Origin of the sequence: Paracoccus rhizosphaerae (assembly GCF_026162645.1) — a bacterium.
In the GTDB taxonomy this organism is placed as follows: domain Bacteria; phylum Pseudomonadota; class Alphaproteobacteria; order Rhodobacterales; family Rhodobacteraceae; genus Paracoccus; species Paracoccus rhizosphaerae.
Genome location: NZ_JAOTBE010000010.1, coordinates 21592 through 36039, shown reverse-complemented (window position 1 = coordinate 36039; position 14448 = coordinate 21592). Strand labels below are relative to the sequence as shown.

The window sequence follows — 14448 nt, the reverse complement described above, 5'->3', positions numbered from 1 at the left end:
CCTACCGGAACGCGCCCTGGAAGGGGCGCGTTTTTCGTATCTGGACAACCGCAGGGACGACCGGTCACATGGCGTGACTTGAACGGGGGCGGCGATGGCTATCTGGAATCTGGGCTCGATCAACATCGACCATGTCTATCGGCTGCAGAACCTGCCCCGGCCCGGAGAGACGCTGGCGGCACAGGATTTCTCGATGGGTCTGGGCGGCAAGGGCGCGAACCAGACCATCGCGGCCGCGCGCGCCGGGGCCCGAACGCTGCATCTGGGGGCTGTGGGGGCAAGTGACAGCTGGGTGGTCGAGCGGCTGGCCGAGGCCGGTGCCGTGACCGTCCACATCGCCCGGATGGACGACCAGGCGACCGGTCACGCGATCATCCTAGTCGATTCGGGCGCCGAAAACGCCATCGTCATCCACCCCGGCGCCAATCGCGCGATCGATGAGACCGCGTTGATCGCCACGCTGCAGGAAATCGGTCCTGACGACACGCTGCTGATCCAGAACGAGACGAACAGCCAGGTTGCCGCCGCCCAGGCTGCGCAGGCGCGGGGCGCTCGGGTGGTTTATTCCGCCGCCCCTTTCGATCTGGAGGCCGTGAGGGCGACCCTGCCGCATGTCTCGATCCTTGCGATGAACGCCGGCGAGGCTGAGCAGCTGTTTGCGGGCATCCCCGGCGATCTGCCGGTGCAGGGCCTGCTGATCACCAAGGGGTCCGAGGGTGCGGAATATCGTGACCTGCGCACCGCGCAGACCTTTCGGCAGCCCTCATTCAAGGTCCGGCCAGTCGACACCACCGGCGCGGGCGACACTTTTGCGGGTTATTTTGCGGCGGCGCTGGACGAAGGCCAGGATGTGGCAGCCGCCCTGCGGCTGGCGGCGGCGGCGGCGGCGCTGCAGGTGACGCGGCCTGGCGCGGCCGATGCCATCCCCTTGCGGGCCGAGGTCGAGGCGTTTCTGGCGGATCAGCCGATCTGACCGCGCACTCCGCCGGTTTGCGCCCGGTCCATGAGCAGGTGGTCCAGGATCACGCAGGCGGCCATCGCCTCGGCCACGGGCACCGCGCGGATGCCGACGCAGGGGTCGTGGCGGCCCTTGGTGATGACGTCGATCTCTTCCCCGCGGGCATTGATCGACCGGCGCGGCGTGGTGATCGAGCTGGTCGGCTTGATCGCGAAGCGCACGACGATGTCCTGACCGGTCGATATCCCGCCTAGGATGCCGCCCGCGTGGTTCGACAGGAACTCGGGGCCGTCGGGTCCCATGCGGATCTCGTCGGCGTTGTCCACGCCCGTCAGTCCGGCCGAGGCCATGCCCTCGCCGATCTCGACCGCCTTGACGGCGTTGATCGACATCATCGCAGCGGCCAAATCGGTGTCCAGCTTGGCATAGACCGGCGCACCAAGTCCCGGCGGGCAGCCCTGGACCAGCACCTCAAGTGCCGCGCCAACGCTGTTCTGGTCCTTGCGGATGCCGTCCAGATAATCCGACCACGCCTGCACGGCCCCGGTATCGGGCAGGAAGAACGGATTGCCGTCCACGGCCGACAGGTCCAGGCGCGATCGGTCCAGCCGCATCGCCCCCATCTGCACCATGTAGCCGATGATCCGCAGATCCGGCACCAGCGCGCCCAGCACCGCCTGCGCGACCGCGCCCGCCGCGACCCGTGCCGCCGTTTCGCGCGCACTGGACCGCCCGCCGCCACGGTAATCGCGGACACCATATTTCAGGTGATAGGTGATGTCCGCATGGCCGGGACGAAAGCTGGTGGCGATGTCGCCATAGTCCTTGGACCGCTGGTCGGTGTTTTCGATCATCAGCTGGATCGGGGTGCCGGTTGTCACGCCCTCGAAGACGCCCGACAGGATGCGCACCTGGTCGGGTTCGCGCCGCTGCGTGGTGTGCTTGCTGGTGCCGGGGCGGCGACGGTCCAGGAAGGCTTGGATGAAGCCTTCGTCCAGCGGCACGCCGGGGGGCACGCCGTCGACGGTCGCGCCAAGGGCCGGCCCGTGGCTTTCACCCCAGGTGGTGAAGCGGAACACGCGGCCGAAAGTGTTGAAGCTCATGGACGCGTCTCCTCGGACAGGCTTTTAAGTTCATAGACCAGCTCCAGCGCCTCGCGCGGACTGAGCGTATCGGGATGCACTGCCTTCAGCCGCGCGTCCAGAGCCGACGCCTTGGCGGGCGCGGGCGCCGGCGGCACGGCGCGGAACAACGGCAGGTCGTCGATCAGCGCGGCGGGACGCGCGCCACCCTGACGTTCGCCCGATTCCAGCGCATCCAGCACCGCCCGCGCACGGTCCACGACCGCGGTCGGCAGCCCCGCCAGCCGCGCGACCTGCACGCCATAGCTGCGGTCGGCGGCACCCTTCCTGACCTCGTGAAGGAAAATCACTTCGCCCTCCCATTCGCGAACGGCGACGGTGGCGTTCTCGACCCCGTCCAGCTTGGCGGTCAGGGCCGTCATCTCGTGATAGTGCGTCGCGAACAGGGCGCGGCAGCGGTTCGCGGCGTGCAGATGCTCCATCACCGCCCAGGCGATCGACAACCCGTCCCAGGTGGATGTCCCGCGCCCGATCTCGTCCAGGATCACCAGCGCCCGGTCGTCTGCCTGGTTCAGGATGGCGGCGGTTTCCACCATCTCGACCATGAAGGTTGAACGTCCCCGCGCCAGGTCGTCCGCCGCACCGACGCGGGAAAACAGCTGGCTGACCAGCCCGACATGGGCGGCGCGCGCGGGCACGAAGGCCCCGGCCTGCGCCAGCACCGCAATCAGCGCGTTCTGGCGCAGGAAGGTCGATTTGCCCGCCATGTTCGGGCCGGTCAGCAGCCAGATGGCCGGCGTCTCACCATCCGTGAGGTGGCAGTCGTTGGCGACGAAGCTGTCGGCCTTGCGCTTCAGGGCATGTTCGACGACCGGATGCCGCCCGCCTTCGATCACGAAGGCGCGGCTGTCGTCGACGCGGGGGCGCACCCAGCCTTCGCCCGATGCGATGTCGGCGAAAGCGGCAGCCAGGTCGATCTCGGCCAGCGCCCGCGCCGCCTGACCGATCTGCGGGGCGCGGTCCAGAATGGCGGTGCGCAGCCGGTCAAAGACGCCGCGCTCGATCTCGAGCGCGCGGTCACGGGCGTTGAGGATGCGGGTCTCCAGCTCGGACAGTTCGACCGTGGTGAAGCGGATCTGGTTCGCGGTGGTCTGACGGTGGATGAAGCGGTCGGGCATCGCCAGCATGCGTTCGGCATGGGTGGCGGTGGTTTCGATGAAATACCCCAGCACGTTGTTGTGCTTGATCTTCAGGCTACCAATGCCTGCCAGCGCCGCGTATTCTGCCTGCATCCCGGCAATGACGCCACGCCCTTCGTCGCGCAGGCGGCGGGTCTGGTCCAGATCGTCGTCATGCCCCTCGGCCACGAAGCCGCCGTCGCGGGCCAGCAAGGGCGGCTCGGCCACCAGCGCGTCGTCCAGAAGATCGATCAGGTCGTCATGGCCCAGCAGATCGGCCGCCGCCACGCGCAGGACTTCCGGCGCGTCACGCGGCAGCCTCTCGGCAATGGCCGCCCCTTGGGTCAGTCCCGCCCGGATCGCGGCCAGATCGCGCGGCCCGCCCCGGTCCAGCGCCAGCCGCGACAGCGCGCGGTCCATGTCGGGCACGCGCGACAACGCCGCACGCAAGTCGGACATCAGCCGTGGATCGTCCACCAGCGCCGCGACCGCATCCTGCCGCGCGTGGATCAGCCCCAGGTCGCGCGACGGTGCGCTGATGCGCCGTTCCAGCAGGCGCGCGCCGGGCGCCGTCACCGTGCGGTCGATCGCCGCCAGAAGCGAGCCGTCCCGCCCGCCCGACAGCGCCTGCGTCAGTTCCAGGTTGCGGCGGGTGGCGGCGTCGATCTGCATCGTGCCGCCCATGCGCTCGCGCACCGGCGGGCGCAGCAGCGGCAGCTTGCCCTTCTGCGTCATCTCCAGATAGTCGACGATGGCCCCCATCGCGGCCAGTTCCGCCCGCGTGAAGCTGCCGAAACCGTCCAGCGTCTCGACCCCATAGAGCGCGCACAGCCGCCGCGCCCCGGCGCCGCTGTCGAAGGCGCCCGTGTGCAGGTCGGTCAGTGCGGCGCCGGCATCCGCAATCAGATCGTCCAGCCCCGCCACGCAGGTCAGCACCTCTCTCGGCGCCAGCCGCGCCAGTTCGGGGGCCAGCCGCGGCAAGGGGCACTCCATCACCTGGAACGCCCCGGTCGAGATGTCGACCCAGGCTAGCGCGCCGTCGTCCCGGATCTGCGCGAAGGCCGCCAGATAGTTGTGGCGCCGCGCCTCCAGCAGCGACTCCTCGGTCAGCGTGCCGGGCGTGACCAGCCGCACGACGTCGCGGGCCACGACAGACTTGGACCCGCGCTTCTTCGCCTCGGCCGGGTCCTCCATCTGTTCGGCGATGGCCACGCGGAACCCCTTGCGGATCAACGTCAGAAGATAGCTTTCGGCCGCATGGACCGGCACGCCGCACATCGGGATCGGCTGGCCTTCATGCGTGCCGCGTTTCGTCAGCGCGATGTCCAGCGCAGCTGCGGCCTGGACGGCGTCGTCGAAGAACATCTCGTAGAAGTCGCCCATGCGATAGAACAGCAGCGCGCCTGGATTTGCGTCCCGGATCGCCAGATACTGCGCCATCATCGGTGTGGGCTGGTCGGTCATGTCCTGTCCCCTGTGTCGGCCGTGGTTCTAGCGGCTTGCGCGCGGCTGCGAAACCACTACATTCAGGGGCACCTCGGGGTGCCTGACCGGCTGAGACGCAATCGCGGACCCGTTGAACCTGATCCGGCTTGTCACCGGCGGAGGGAAGGTGCGGCTTGTCCTTTCTTTCGAACCCTGAACGAAAGGAGGCCGCATGAAAATCGTCCTGATCCCCGCCCTGCTGCTGGCGTCACCCGCCCTGGCGCAGGACCGTGTCCTGACCGTCTATGCCAGCGACTATGTGGCCAGCGAATGGGGGCCAGGTCCCAGGATCGAAAAGGGCTTCGAAGCCATCTGCGACTGCGACCTGCAATTCGTGACCGGCGACATCCTGCCCCGCATCCTGATGGAGGGAGAGGGCACCGAGGCCGACATCGTCTTCGGCCTGAACACCGACATGACCGCCCGCGCCCGCGCATCGGGTCTGTTTGCGCCGCACGGGCAGGACACGACCGGCATGTCGCTGCCGGTCGCGTGGAGCGACGACATCTTCCTGCCCTATAACTGGGGCGAAACCGCCTTCGTCTATGACGAGACGCGGCTGGAGAGCCCGCCCGCCAGCTTCGACGAGCTGCTGGAGGCGCCCGACGACCTGAAGATCGTGATCCAGGACCCGCGCAGCTCGATCTCGGGTCTGGCGCTGCTGTTGTGGGTCAAGCAGGTCTATGGCGACGACGCGCCCGAGGCTTGGGCGAAGCTTGCGCCCAAGGTGCTGACGGTGACGCGCGGCTGGTCGGAAAGCTATGGCCTGTTCACCGAGGGCGAGGCTGACATGGTGCTGTCCTACACGACCTCGCCCGCCTATCACATCGCGGCCGAGGACGACACGACGAAGAAGGCCGCGATCTTCCCCGAGGGCCATTACTTCATGGCGGAACTGGCCGCGCAGGTCGCCTCGACCGATCAGCCGGAACTGGCGCAGCAGTTCATGGACTGGATCCTGACGCCTGAGTTCCAGAAGACGATCCCGCTGGCCAACTGGTCTCTGCCCGCCAAGCTGCCGGTCGAGGATTGGCCGCAGGTCATGCGCGACCTGCCCCGCCCTGACAAGACGCTGTTCTACTCCGAAGACGAGGCCGAAGCCCTGCGCCAGCCCGCGCTGGACGAATGGCTGCGCGCCTTCGCGGGGTGACGGTGGACCGACCACAGTCCGCGAATGCGGCATCACTCCGGCACGATGTTCCATCGGCCGCTTCGCCGGCCGATACCGATGCGCTACGCGGTCCCCGGCGCCGCTTCGTTGTCCTGCCCGGCCATCTGGTCGCTGCGCTGTTGGCGGCGGCGATCCTGGGGACGCTGGCGGCGGTGGCCTGGGCGGTGGGCGGACTGTCGGCACTGACCGAATGGGACTGGCGCGCCCTGCGCTTCACCCTGTGGCAGGCGGCGCTGTCGGCGACGCTGTCGGCCCTGCTGGCGGTGCCGGTGGCACGGGCGCTGGCGCGGCGGCGCTTTCCCGGCCGCGGTCTTCTGGTCACGCTGCTGGGTGCGCCCTTCATCCTGCCGGTGATCGTGGCGATCATGGGACTGATCGCCATCTTCGGCCGCAACGGCTTCGTCAACGACAGCCTGCGCGGCCTCGGCCTGCCTGAGATGTCGGTCTATGGCTGGCAAGGCGTCATCCTGGCGCATGTGTTCTTCAACTTGCCCCTGTCGGTGCGCCTGATCCTGCAGGGCTGGCAAGCCATCCCGGCCGAACGCTTCCGCCTGGCGGCCAGCCTGGACTTCGCGCCCCGCGACATCGCCCGCCACCTCGAGCGTCCGATGCTGCGCAGCGTCCTGCCGGGTGTCTGGCTGGCGGTGTTCCTGGTCTGCCTGACCAGCTTCACCGTGGCGCTGGCCCTGGGCGGCGGTCCCGGTGCGACGACGGTGGAGTTGGCGATCTATCAGGCGTTCCGCTTCGATTTCGACCTCGGTCGGGCGGCAACCTTGGGTCTGGTGCAGATCGCGCTCTGCGTCGGGGCGCTGCTGCTGGCACGCTGGATCGCGGTGCCCGCGGGCTTTGGCGCCGGCATGGACGGTCCCGCCCTGCCCCCTGCGCCCGGCGGCTGGCGAAAAGGCGGCGACGCGCTGGCCATTGCCGCGGCGGCCGCCTTCCTGCTGACGCCGCTGCTGTCGGTGACGGCGGCGGGGCTTCCGCGCCTGGTCGTGCTGCCCGGCGAGGTCTGGACCGCCGCCTTGCGGTCGGTGATTATGGCGGTCACCTCGGCCACGCTGGCGGTGGCGGCGTGCCTGGCGCTGGCGCTGGCCATCGCCCGAGGTGCGGGCCGATGGGTCGAGGCTGCGGGCATGCTGCCGCTGGTCGCCTCTCCGCTGGTGCTGGGGACGGGGCTGTTCATCCTGCTGCGCGATATGGCGACGCCGCAGCAGATGGCCCTGCCGGTGACGGTGGCGGTCAATGCCGCCATGGCGCTGCCCTTCGGGCTGCGCGCGCTGATCCCCGCGGCTCAGGCGCTGCAGGCCGATTACGGACAGCTTGCGGCATCGCTCGACCTGAGGGGCCTTGCGCGGCTGCGCCTTCTGGTGCTGCCGCGGCTGGCTCGCCCCCTGGGGTTCGCGGGCGGCTTGGCGGCGGCGCTGGCGATGGGCGACCTGGGCGTGATCACGCTGTTCGCCAGCGACCAGCCGACGCTGCCGCTGAAGCTCTATCAGCTGATGAACAGCTATCGTATGGCGGATGCCTCGGCGGCGGCGGTCCTGCTGATGACGCTCAGCTTCGCACTGTTCTGGATCTTCGACCGCGGGGGCCGGTGAATGCTTGAGTTTCGCGACATCCTGCTGCGGCAGGGCGGCTTCACGCTGGCGGCTGATTTCGCCCTGCCGCAGGGCCGCCACGCGGTCATCGGCGCGTCGGGGTCGGGCAAGTCCACGCTGCTCGCGCTGGTGGGCGGGTTCCTGTCGCCGGAACGGGGGCGGTTGGTCTGGGACGGCCAGGATATCACCGGAATGGCACCCGGGCGCCGGCCGGTCTCGACGCTATTCCAGCACCACAACCTGTTCCCGCACCTGACCGTGGCGCAGAATGTCGGCATGGGGCTGCGGCCCGACCTGCGTTTGGACCGGGCGCAAAAGGACCGCGTGACGCAGGTGCTGGAGGAGGTCGGCCTTGGCGGCACCGCCGATCGTCGCCCCGGCGCGCTGTCGGGCGGGCAGCAGGGCCGCGTCGCGCTGGCCCGCGTGCTGCTGCGCGCCCGACCGCTGCTGCTGCTGGACGAACCCTTCGCGGCGCTTGGCCCCGCGCTCAAGTCCGAGATGCTGGCGCTGCTGTCCCGAATCGTGGACGAGACCGGCGCGACGGTCCTGATGGTCACCCATGACCCCGCCGATGCCCGCGCCTTCGCCCCCCTGACGGTGCTGGTCGAGGACGGCCGCGCCCATGCCCCCTGCCCCACCGGGCCACTGCTGGACGACCCGCCGCCGGGGCTGCGCGCCTATCTGGGCTGACCCCACGCACAAGGTTCCCAAGCCGCGATTTGTTGCTAGTCTGCCGCCAGGACATCATGGGAGGATACCGCATGTTCCACCGCATCGCAGCCGCCGTTCCGGCGGCCGTTCTGGGCAGCGCGCTGCTGGCCACCCCTCAGGCGCAGGCGCAGGAATTCATCAACGTGCTGACGGGCGGCACCTCGGGTGTCTATTACCCCTTGGGGGTCGCGCTGTCCGAGATCTATGCCGACGGGATCGAAGGCGCCCGTACGCAGGTGCAGGCGACCAAGGCCTCGGTCGAGAACCTGAACCTGCTGGCGCAGGGCCGTGGGGAAATCGCCTTCGCCCTGGGCGACAGCGTCCAGATGGCGTGGGAGGGCAACGAGGAGGCCGGCTTCCCACGCCCGCTCGAGGAACTGCGCGCCATCGCCGCGATCTATCCGAACTATATCCAGATCGTCGCCGACGCCTCGGCCGGGGTGACGACGCTGGATGATCTGAAGGGCAAGACGCTGTCCGTGGGCGCCCCCGCCTCGGGAACCGAACTGAACGCGCGGGCGATCTTCGAGGCCGCGGGCATGAGCTACGATGACCTGGGCAAGGTCGAATACCTGCCATTCGCGGAATCGGGAGAGCTGATCAAGAACCGCCAGCTGCAGGCGACGCTGCAGTCGTCGGGCCTGGGCGTGGCCTTCATCAAGGACCTGTCGACGACGCATGACATCGACATCGTCGCCATCCCCGAGGACGTCGTGACCGCTATCGGCGCGCCCTTCGCGCCCGCCGTCATCCCCGCCGGGACCTATGACGGGCAGGACCAGGACGTCCCAACCGCAGCCGTCGGCAACATGCTGATCACCCACGAGGGCGTGTCCGAAGAGACTGCCTATCAGATGACCAAGCTGCTGTTCGAGAACCTGGACCGCATGCGCTCGGCCCATGCCGCGGCCGAGGCGATCACGCCGGAAACCGCGCTGGACGGCCTGTCCATCCCGCTGCATCCGGGGGCCGAGCGGTACTACCGCGAAGCCGGCCTTCTGCAATAAGCACCCGGCCCGCGCCCCCGGCGGCGCGGGCCCCTGACCGGCAGGAGCCCCCATGTCCGCATCCCCCCAGACCGGCGGGTCCGTCCCGCACGACCAGAACCGCCTCGACCCGAACGCCGAGGCCGAGGTCAGCGAGGGCCTGCCCCCCGGCTTCGGCGCGGGCCCGATGGGCCGCGTCGCCTTCTGGCTGGCCGTCGCCTTTTCGCTGTTCCAGCTTTGGGCGGCGGGCTATGGCACCCTGCCCAGCCAGGTGGTGCGGGCCATGCATGTGGGGTTCCTGCTGCTTCTGGGCTTCGGCCTGGTCGGCAATCTGGTCGCGCGGACCCGCGGCGGGCAGGTCTTCTTCTGGGTGCTGGGCATCCTGGGCTTTTCGACCGGCATCTACAACTGGATCGAATATGAGGACCTGATCCGTCGCACCGGGTTCCTGACGCAAACCGACCTGGTCATGGGCACCATTCTGGTCGTCCTGGTCTTCGAGGGCGCGCGCCGCCTGATGGGCTGGCCGCTGGCGGTGATCGCGGGGATCTTCCTGGCCTACTGCTTCTGGGGCCAGCACCTGCCGCCGCCCTTCGTCCACCGCGGATACGGCTTCGAGCAGATCGTCGAGCATTTCGCCTTCGGAACCGAGGGCATCTATGGCAGCCCGATCTATGTCAGCAGCGCCTATATCTTCATCTTCGTGGTCTTCGCGGCCTTCCTGGAACGGGCGGGGATGCTGAACCTGTTCAACGATTTCGCGCTTGGCATGGTCGGGGGCGTCAGAGGCGGACCCGCGCAGGTCGCGGTGCTGTCGTCGGCGCTGATGGGGACGATCTCGGGCTCGGGCGTGGCAAACGTGGTCGCGTCGGGCCAGTTCACCATCCCGATGATGAAGAAGTCGGGCTTTCGCGCGGCCTTCGCCGGCGGTGTCGAGGCCACGGCATCCATGGGCGGGCAGATCATGCCGCCGGTGATGGGCGCCGTCGCCTTCATCATGGCCGAGACGCTGAACGTCCCCTATGCCGCCGTGGTCAAGGCCGCGATCATCCCGGCGCTTCTTTACTTCGGCGTCGTCTTCTGGATGGTCTGGCTGCAGGCCGGGCGCGACGATCTGAAGGGCCTGCCGCGGGCAAGCCTTCCGAACCCCTGGTCAGCGGTCAAGGCGCAGTGGCCGCTGGTCCTGCCGCTGGCGGCGCTGGTCTATCTGCTGTTCGCGGGCTACACCCCGATCTTCGCGGGCACGATGGGGCTGGCGCTGGTCACGGTGCTGATCCTCGGCGCGCCGCTGGCGGCGATGATCGGCCCCTATGCCTTCCGCGTCGTGTTCTGGGTGGCACTCGGCCTCCTCTGCGCGTCGTTCCTGAAATACGGCATCAACCTTTTGGTCATCGTCATCGCCGCGCTTGTCCTGGCCTGCGCCGCCTTCAGGGGTGCGCGGCCCACCATCGGCATCGTCCGCGACGCCCTGGCGCAGGGCGCGCGGAACGCCCTGCCCGTCGGCATGGCCTGCGCCATCGTCGGCATCGTCATCGGCACGCTGACCCTGACCGGCATCGCATCCACCTTCATCGGCGCGATCATCGCGATCGGAGAGAACAACCTGTTCCTGTCGCTGGTCCTGACCATGCTGACCTGCCTGGTGCTGGGCATGGGCATCCCGACGATCCCGAACTATATCATCACCTCGTCGCTGGCCGGGCCCGCGCTGCTTGAACTGGGCGTGCCGCTGCTGGTCAGCCACATGTTCGTCTTCTACTTCGGGATCATGGCCGACCTGACGCCGCCAGTGGCGCTGGCCTGCTTCGCGGCGGGTCCGATCGCCAAGACTTCGGGGCTGAAGATCTCGATGCAGGCGATCCGGCTGGCGGCGGCAGGGTTCATCATCCCCTTCATGGCCGTCTACACACCCTCGCTGATGCTGCAGGACGGCGGGCCCATCGCCGAGGCCTGGGGCTATCCGGTCGAGGTCGCCTTCATCCTGTCAAAGACGATCCTGGGCATCGGGCTGTGGGGCGTTGCGGTCGTGGGATACCTTTGGGACCGCACGACGCTGGTCGAGCGCGCGCTGGCCTTCGCGGCGGGTGTGTCGCTGATCCTGGCCATGCCTTGGACGGACGAGGCAGGCTTTGCCCTGGCGGCGGTGTTCCTGGTGCTGCACGGGCTGCGCACAAGGCGCGCGGGGGCGGCGGCCTGATGCTCTGCGTGGCGGCGGGGGCGACGGTCCTGTCGCTGGCGGCCACGGGCTTCACGCTGGACTGGACCCACTCGGTCGAGCGGGTCCGGTGGTGGGAACGCTGGCAGGTGGGCCCAGATGGCCTCGCCCCGGTCGAGGCTCGCCTGAAAGGGTCCGGCGCGGGGATGGAGCCGCCGCCCGACGCCACCTTCCGCGACGGCGCCTGGTGGTTCACCCCACAGGTGCCGCCACAGCACCAGGTGCTGCTGGGCGCGTCCGGGGCGACCGGAGGGGCCTGGCGGCTTTGTGCCGACGGCACCTGCCACGATCTGCCGGAAGATCGCGGCCCGTTGCGCCTGTGGGCCGCCGCCGGCTGCGACGGCGGGTCAGACGATCCACAGCCGGATCAGCCAGGCCACCGTGCCGATGACGGCGACACTGGCCAGCCAGATGCCCACGAACCAGCCCAGCCTGGCCAGCCGCTGCCGCATCAGTGATAACCCTCTGACGGATCGACTTTCCCCCGGAACACCCAATAGGAATAAGCCGTATAGATCAGGATGATCGGGATCAGCACGGCCGCGCCGATCAGCATGAAGATCTGGCTGGCCTCGGGGGCGGCGGCTTCCCAGATGGTGATCTGTGTGGGCACGATATAGGGGAACATGGAGATCCCCAGCCCCACAAAGGACAGCACGAACATCCCCAACGCGAAGATGAACGGCCAGTAGTCGTGGTGCTTGACGCGCAGAGTACGGAACATCCCGAAGGCCAGGGCCAGCACCGCCGCTGCGACGCCTGCCGCCAGCACGATCCGGATTCCGCCGAACCAGCGGCTGTAATAGCCGTCCTGCAGGAAAGGCGTCCACAGGCTGACCGCGCCGATGAAGCCCACGGTCGCTAATCCCAGAATCCAAGCCCGCGTCCGCATCCGGTCCTGCAGAGGCCCGCTGGTCTTCATCACCAGCCAAGTCGCCCCCAGCAGCATGTAGCCGACCATCACGGCCACACCGACCAGCAGCGTGAAGGGCGTCAGCCAGTCCCACCATCCGCCCGAATAAGCGCGCCGGACCTCGTCGATGACGATGCCCTGCAGCAGGCCGCCAAGCGCGATCCCCTGCGACAGCGCCGCCAAGGCTGACCCGCCGATGAAGGCCAGGTCCCAGACAGGGCGCCAGCGGGTCGTGCGCCAGCGGAACTCGAACGCGACGCCGCGGAAGATCAGCGCCAGCAGCATAGCGATGATCGGCGCATAAAGCGCGGGCAGGATCAGCGAATAGGCAAGCGGAAAGGCCGCGAACAGGCCCCCACCGCCCAGGACCAGCCAGGTTTCGTTCCCGTCCCAGACCGGCGCGACCGAGTTCATCATGACGTCGCGGTCCTCGGTCTCGGGCTCGGCCGCGAACAGCATGCCCAGTCCCAGGTCGAATCCGTCCAGGATCACATAGACCAGCACGGCAAAGGCGATCAGGAAGGCCCAGATCACGGTCAGGTCGAAGGAGATGCCTTCGGTGAGGGGCATGGTCATTCTCCGGGATGGGCGTTGCGGTGACGAGCGGCCTGCTGCGGGGCGGGAGTGATGCCGGCCGTGCGGATCGGGCTGTCGGTCACGTCCTTCAGCCGGGGTTCGGCGCTGGACGGCGCGCGGTTCATCAGCCGCAGGATATAGTAGGTGCCCGCGCCGAAGACGGCGAAATAAACGATGATGAAGGCGACAAGGCTGCTGCCCACCGCCGCCGCATCCAGCGGCGCGGCGCTGTCGGCCGTGCGCAGGAAGCCATAGACGGTGAAGGGCTGGCGGCCGACCTCGGTCGTGATCCAGCCGGCCAGGACGGCGATCAGCCCGGAAGGCGCCATGACCAGCGCCGCGCGGTGCAGCATCGGGCTGTCATCCAGCCGCCCCCGCACCCGCGCCCAGAGCGACCAGGCCCCGATGCCCAGCATCGCAAAGCCCAGGGCCACCATGATGCGGAACGACCAGAAGACGACGGCGACGGGGGGCTGATCCTCGCGCGGGATGGTGTCCAGACCGGCCAGCGGCGCGTTCAGGTCGTGCTTGAGGATCAGCGACGACAGCTTGGGGATGCCCACGGCGTAATCCAGCCGCTGTTCGTCCTGGTTCGGCAGCCCGAACAGGTAAAGCGGCGCGCCGTCCGGGTGGCTTTCGAAATGCCCCTCCATCGCCATGACCTTGGCGGGCTGATGCTCCAGCGTGTTCAGCCCGTGCAGGTCGCCCAGGAAGATCTGCACCGGGGCGAAGATCGTGGCCATCCACATGGCCATCGAGAACATCGTCCGCGTGGCCGGGCTGACCCGGTCGCGGCGGTGGCGGTGCCGCAGCAGGTGCAGGGCCGCGACACCGCCGACGATGAAGGCCGTGGTCAGATAGGCCGCGGTCACCGTGTGCATCAGCCGGTACGGGAAGGATGGGTTGAAGATGACCTGCCAGAAATCGGTGGGCAGGAACTGGCCCGTCTCGGCGTCGATCTCGAACCCGGCAGGCGTGTGCATCCAGCTGTTCACGCTGAGGATCCAGAAGGCCGAGAAGGCGGTGCCGAGCGCCACCGCCACGCAGGCGACCATGTGCAGCGCCGGCCCCACGCGGTCGCGGCCGAACAGCATGATGCCCAGGAACCCGGCCTCGAGGAAGAAGGCCGAGAGCACCTCATAGGCCATGGGCGCGCCGATCACCGGCCCCGCCCGGTCCGAAAAGACCGACCAGTTGGTGCCGAACTGATAGGACATGACGATGCCGGACACGACGCCCATGGCGAAGGCCAGGGCGAATATCTTCACCCAATAGCGGAACAGGTCCAGGTACTTGCTGTCCTTCGTCCACAACCACAGCCCGTTCAGCACGGCCAGAAAGCTGGCAAGCCCGATCGTGAAGGCCGGGAACAGGAAGTGGAAGCTGACGGTGAAGGCGAACTGGATGCGGGCCAGCAGGACGGCATCGGCGGTATCGAACATCTCGGACCTTTCACGGCAGGCCGCGCCTGTCGGTCGCGGCCGGTTCTGGCAGAGCCGCCGCAACCTGACGGCGCGACGACCCGGACATCTCCCTCGTGGCCACAAGTTAGGCAGCAGCATCCCCCGAAGACAA

Annotated in this window: 11 protein-coding genes and 1 riboswitch; of the genes, 7 read left to right on the top strand and 4 right to left on the bottom strand. The window is 68.5% G+C overall.

Features of this window, described 5'->3' with window-relative positions:
• The first annotated feature begins 94 nt into the window (after nucleotides 1-94).
• Entirely contained in the window at nucleotides 95-973 is an 879-nt protein-coding gene (locus OC184_RS05995; protein WP_265506268.1) for a ribokinase, read from the top strand.
• Here OC184_RS05995 and aroC read toward each other — a convergent pair.
• A complete protein-coding gene (gene aroC / locus OC184_RS05990; RefSeq protein WP_265506267.1) occupies nucleotides 961-2061 on the bottom strand; it encodes a chorismate synthase in 1101 nt (366 codons plus the stop codon). The genes OC184_RS05995 and aroC overlap by 13 nt on opposite strands.
• A complete protein-coding gene (gene mutS, locus OC184_RS05985) occupies nucleotides 2058-4682 on the bottom strand; it encodes a DNA mismatch repair protein MutS (protein WP_265506266.1) in 2625 nt (874 codons plus the stop codon). Before mutS ends, aroC begins: the two co-directional genes overlap by 4 nt.
• 64 nt (nucleotides 4683-4746) lie before the next feature.
• A riboswitch (TPP riboswitch) is annotated at nucleotides 4747-4845 on the top strand.
• A gap of 30 nt (nucleotides 4846-4875) precedes the next feature.
• Between mutS and OC184_RS05980 the strand changes: the two genes are divergently transcribed.
• The 6 genes from OC184_RS05980 to OC184_RS05955 all read left to right on the top strand — a co-directional run bounded on the left by OC184_RS05980 (nucleotide 4876) and on the right by OC184_RS05955 (nucleotide 11842).
• A complete protein-coding gene (locus OC184_RS05980; RefSeq protein WP_265506265.1) occupies nucleotides 4876-5853 on the top strand; it encodes a thiamine ABC transporter substrate-binding protein in 978 nt (325 codons plus the stop codon).
• A complete protein-coding gene (locus OC184_RS05975) occupies nucleotides 5829-7472 on the top strand; it encodes an ABC transporter permease family protein (protein WP_265506264.1) in 1644 nt (547 codons plus the stop codon). Before OC184_RS05980 ends, OC184_RS05975 begins: the two co-directional genes overlap by 25 nt.
• Nucleotides 7473-8162 (top strand): thiamine ABC transporter ATP-binding protein, encoded by a 690-nt coding sequence (locus tag OC184_RS05970; RefSeq protein ID WP_265506263.1) that lies wholly within the window; start codon nucleotides 7473-7475, stop codon nucleotides 8160-8162.
• 71 nt (nucleotides 8163-8233) lie between these two features.
• Entirely contained in the window at nucleotides 8234-9190 is a 957-nt protein-coding gene (locus OC184_RS05965; protein WP_265506262.1) for a TAXI family TRAP transporter solute-binding subunit, read from the top strand.
• 52 nt (nucleotides 9191-9242) lie between these two features.
• Nucleotides 9243-11366: a TRAP transporter permease gene (locus OC184_RS05960; RefSeq protein WP_265506261.1), complete on the top strand. Its 2124-nt coding sequence runs from the start codon at nucleotides 9243-9245 to the stop codon at nucleotides 11364-11366.
• Nucleotides 11366-11842, top strand: a complete 477-nt coding sequence (locus OC184_RS05955) for a DUF1850 domain-containing protein (RefSeq protein ID WP_265506260.1) — start codon at nucleotides 11366-11368, stop codon at nucleotides 11840-11842. Before OC184_RS05960 ends, OC184_RS05955 begins: the two co-directional genes overlap by 1 nt.
• Here the strand turns inward: OC184_RS05955 and cydB are convergent.
• Both cydB and OC184_RS05945 read right to left on the bottom strand, forming a co-directional pair.
• The gene (cydB, locus tag OC184_RS05950; protein WP_322630186.1) at nucleotides 11836-12867 is read right to left on the bottom strand and encodes a cytochrome d ubiquinol oxidase subunit II; all 1032 of its coding nucleotides are present in this window, start codon (nucleotides 12865-12867) and stop codon (nucleotides 11836-11838) included. The two genes, OC184_RS05955 and cydB, sit on opposite strands and share 7 nt — an antisense overlap.
• A 2-nt stretch (nucleotides 12868-12869) precedes the next feature.
• Nucleotides 12870-14315 (bottom strand): cytochrome ubiquinol oxidase subunit I, encoded by a 1446-nt coding sequence (locus OC184_RS05945; RefSeq protein ID WP_265506259.1) that lies wholly within the window; start codon nucleotides 14313-14315, stop codon nucleotides 12870-12872.
• Nucleotides 14316-14448 lie beyond the last annotated feature (133 nt).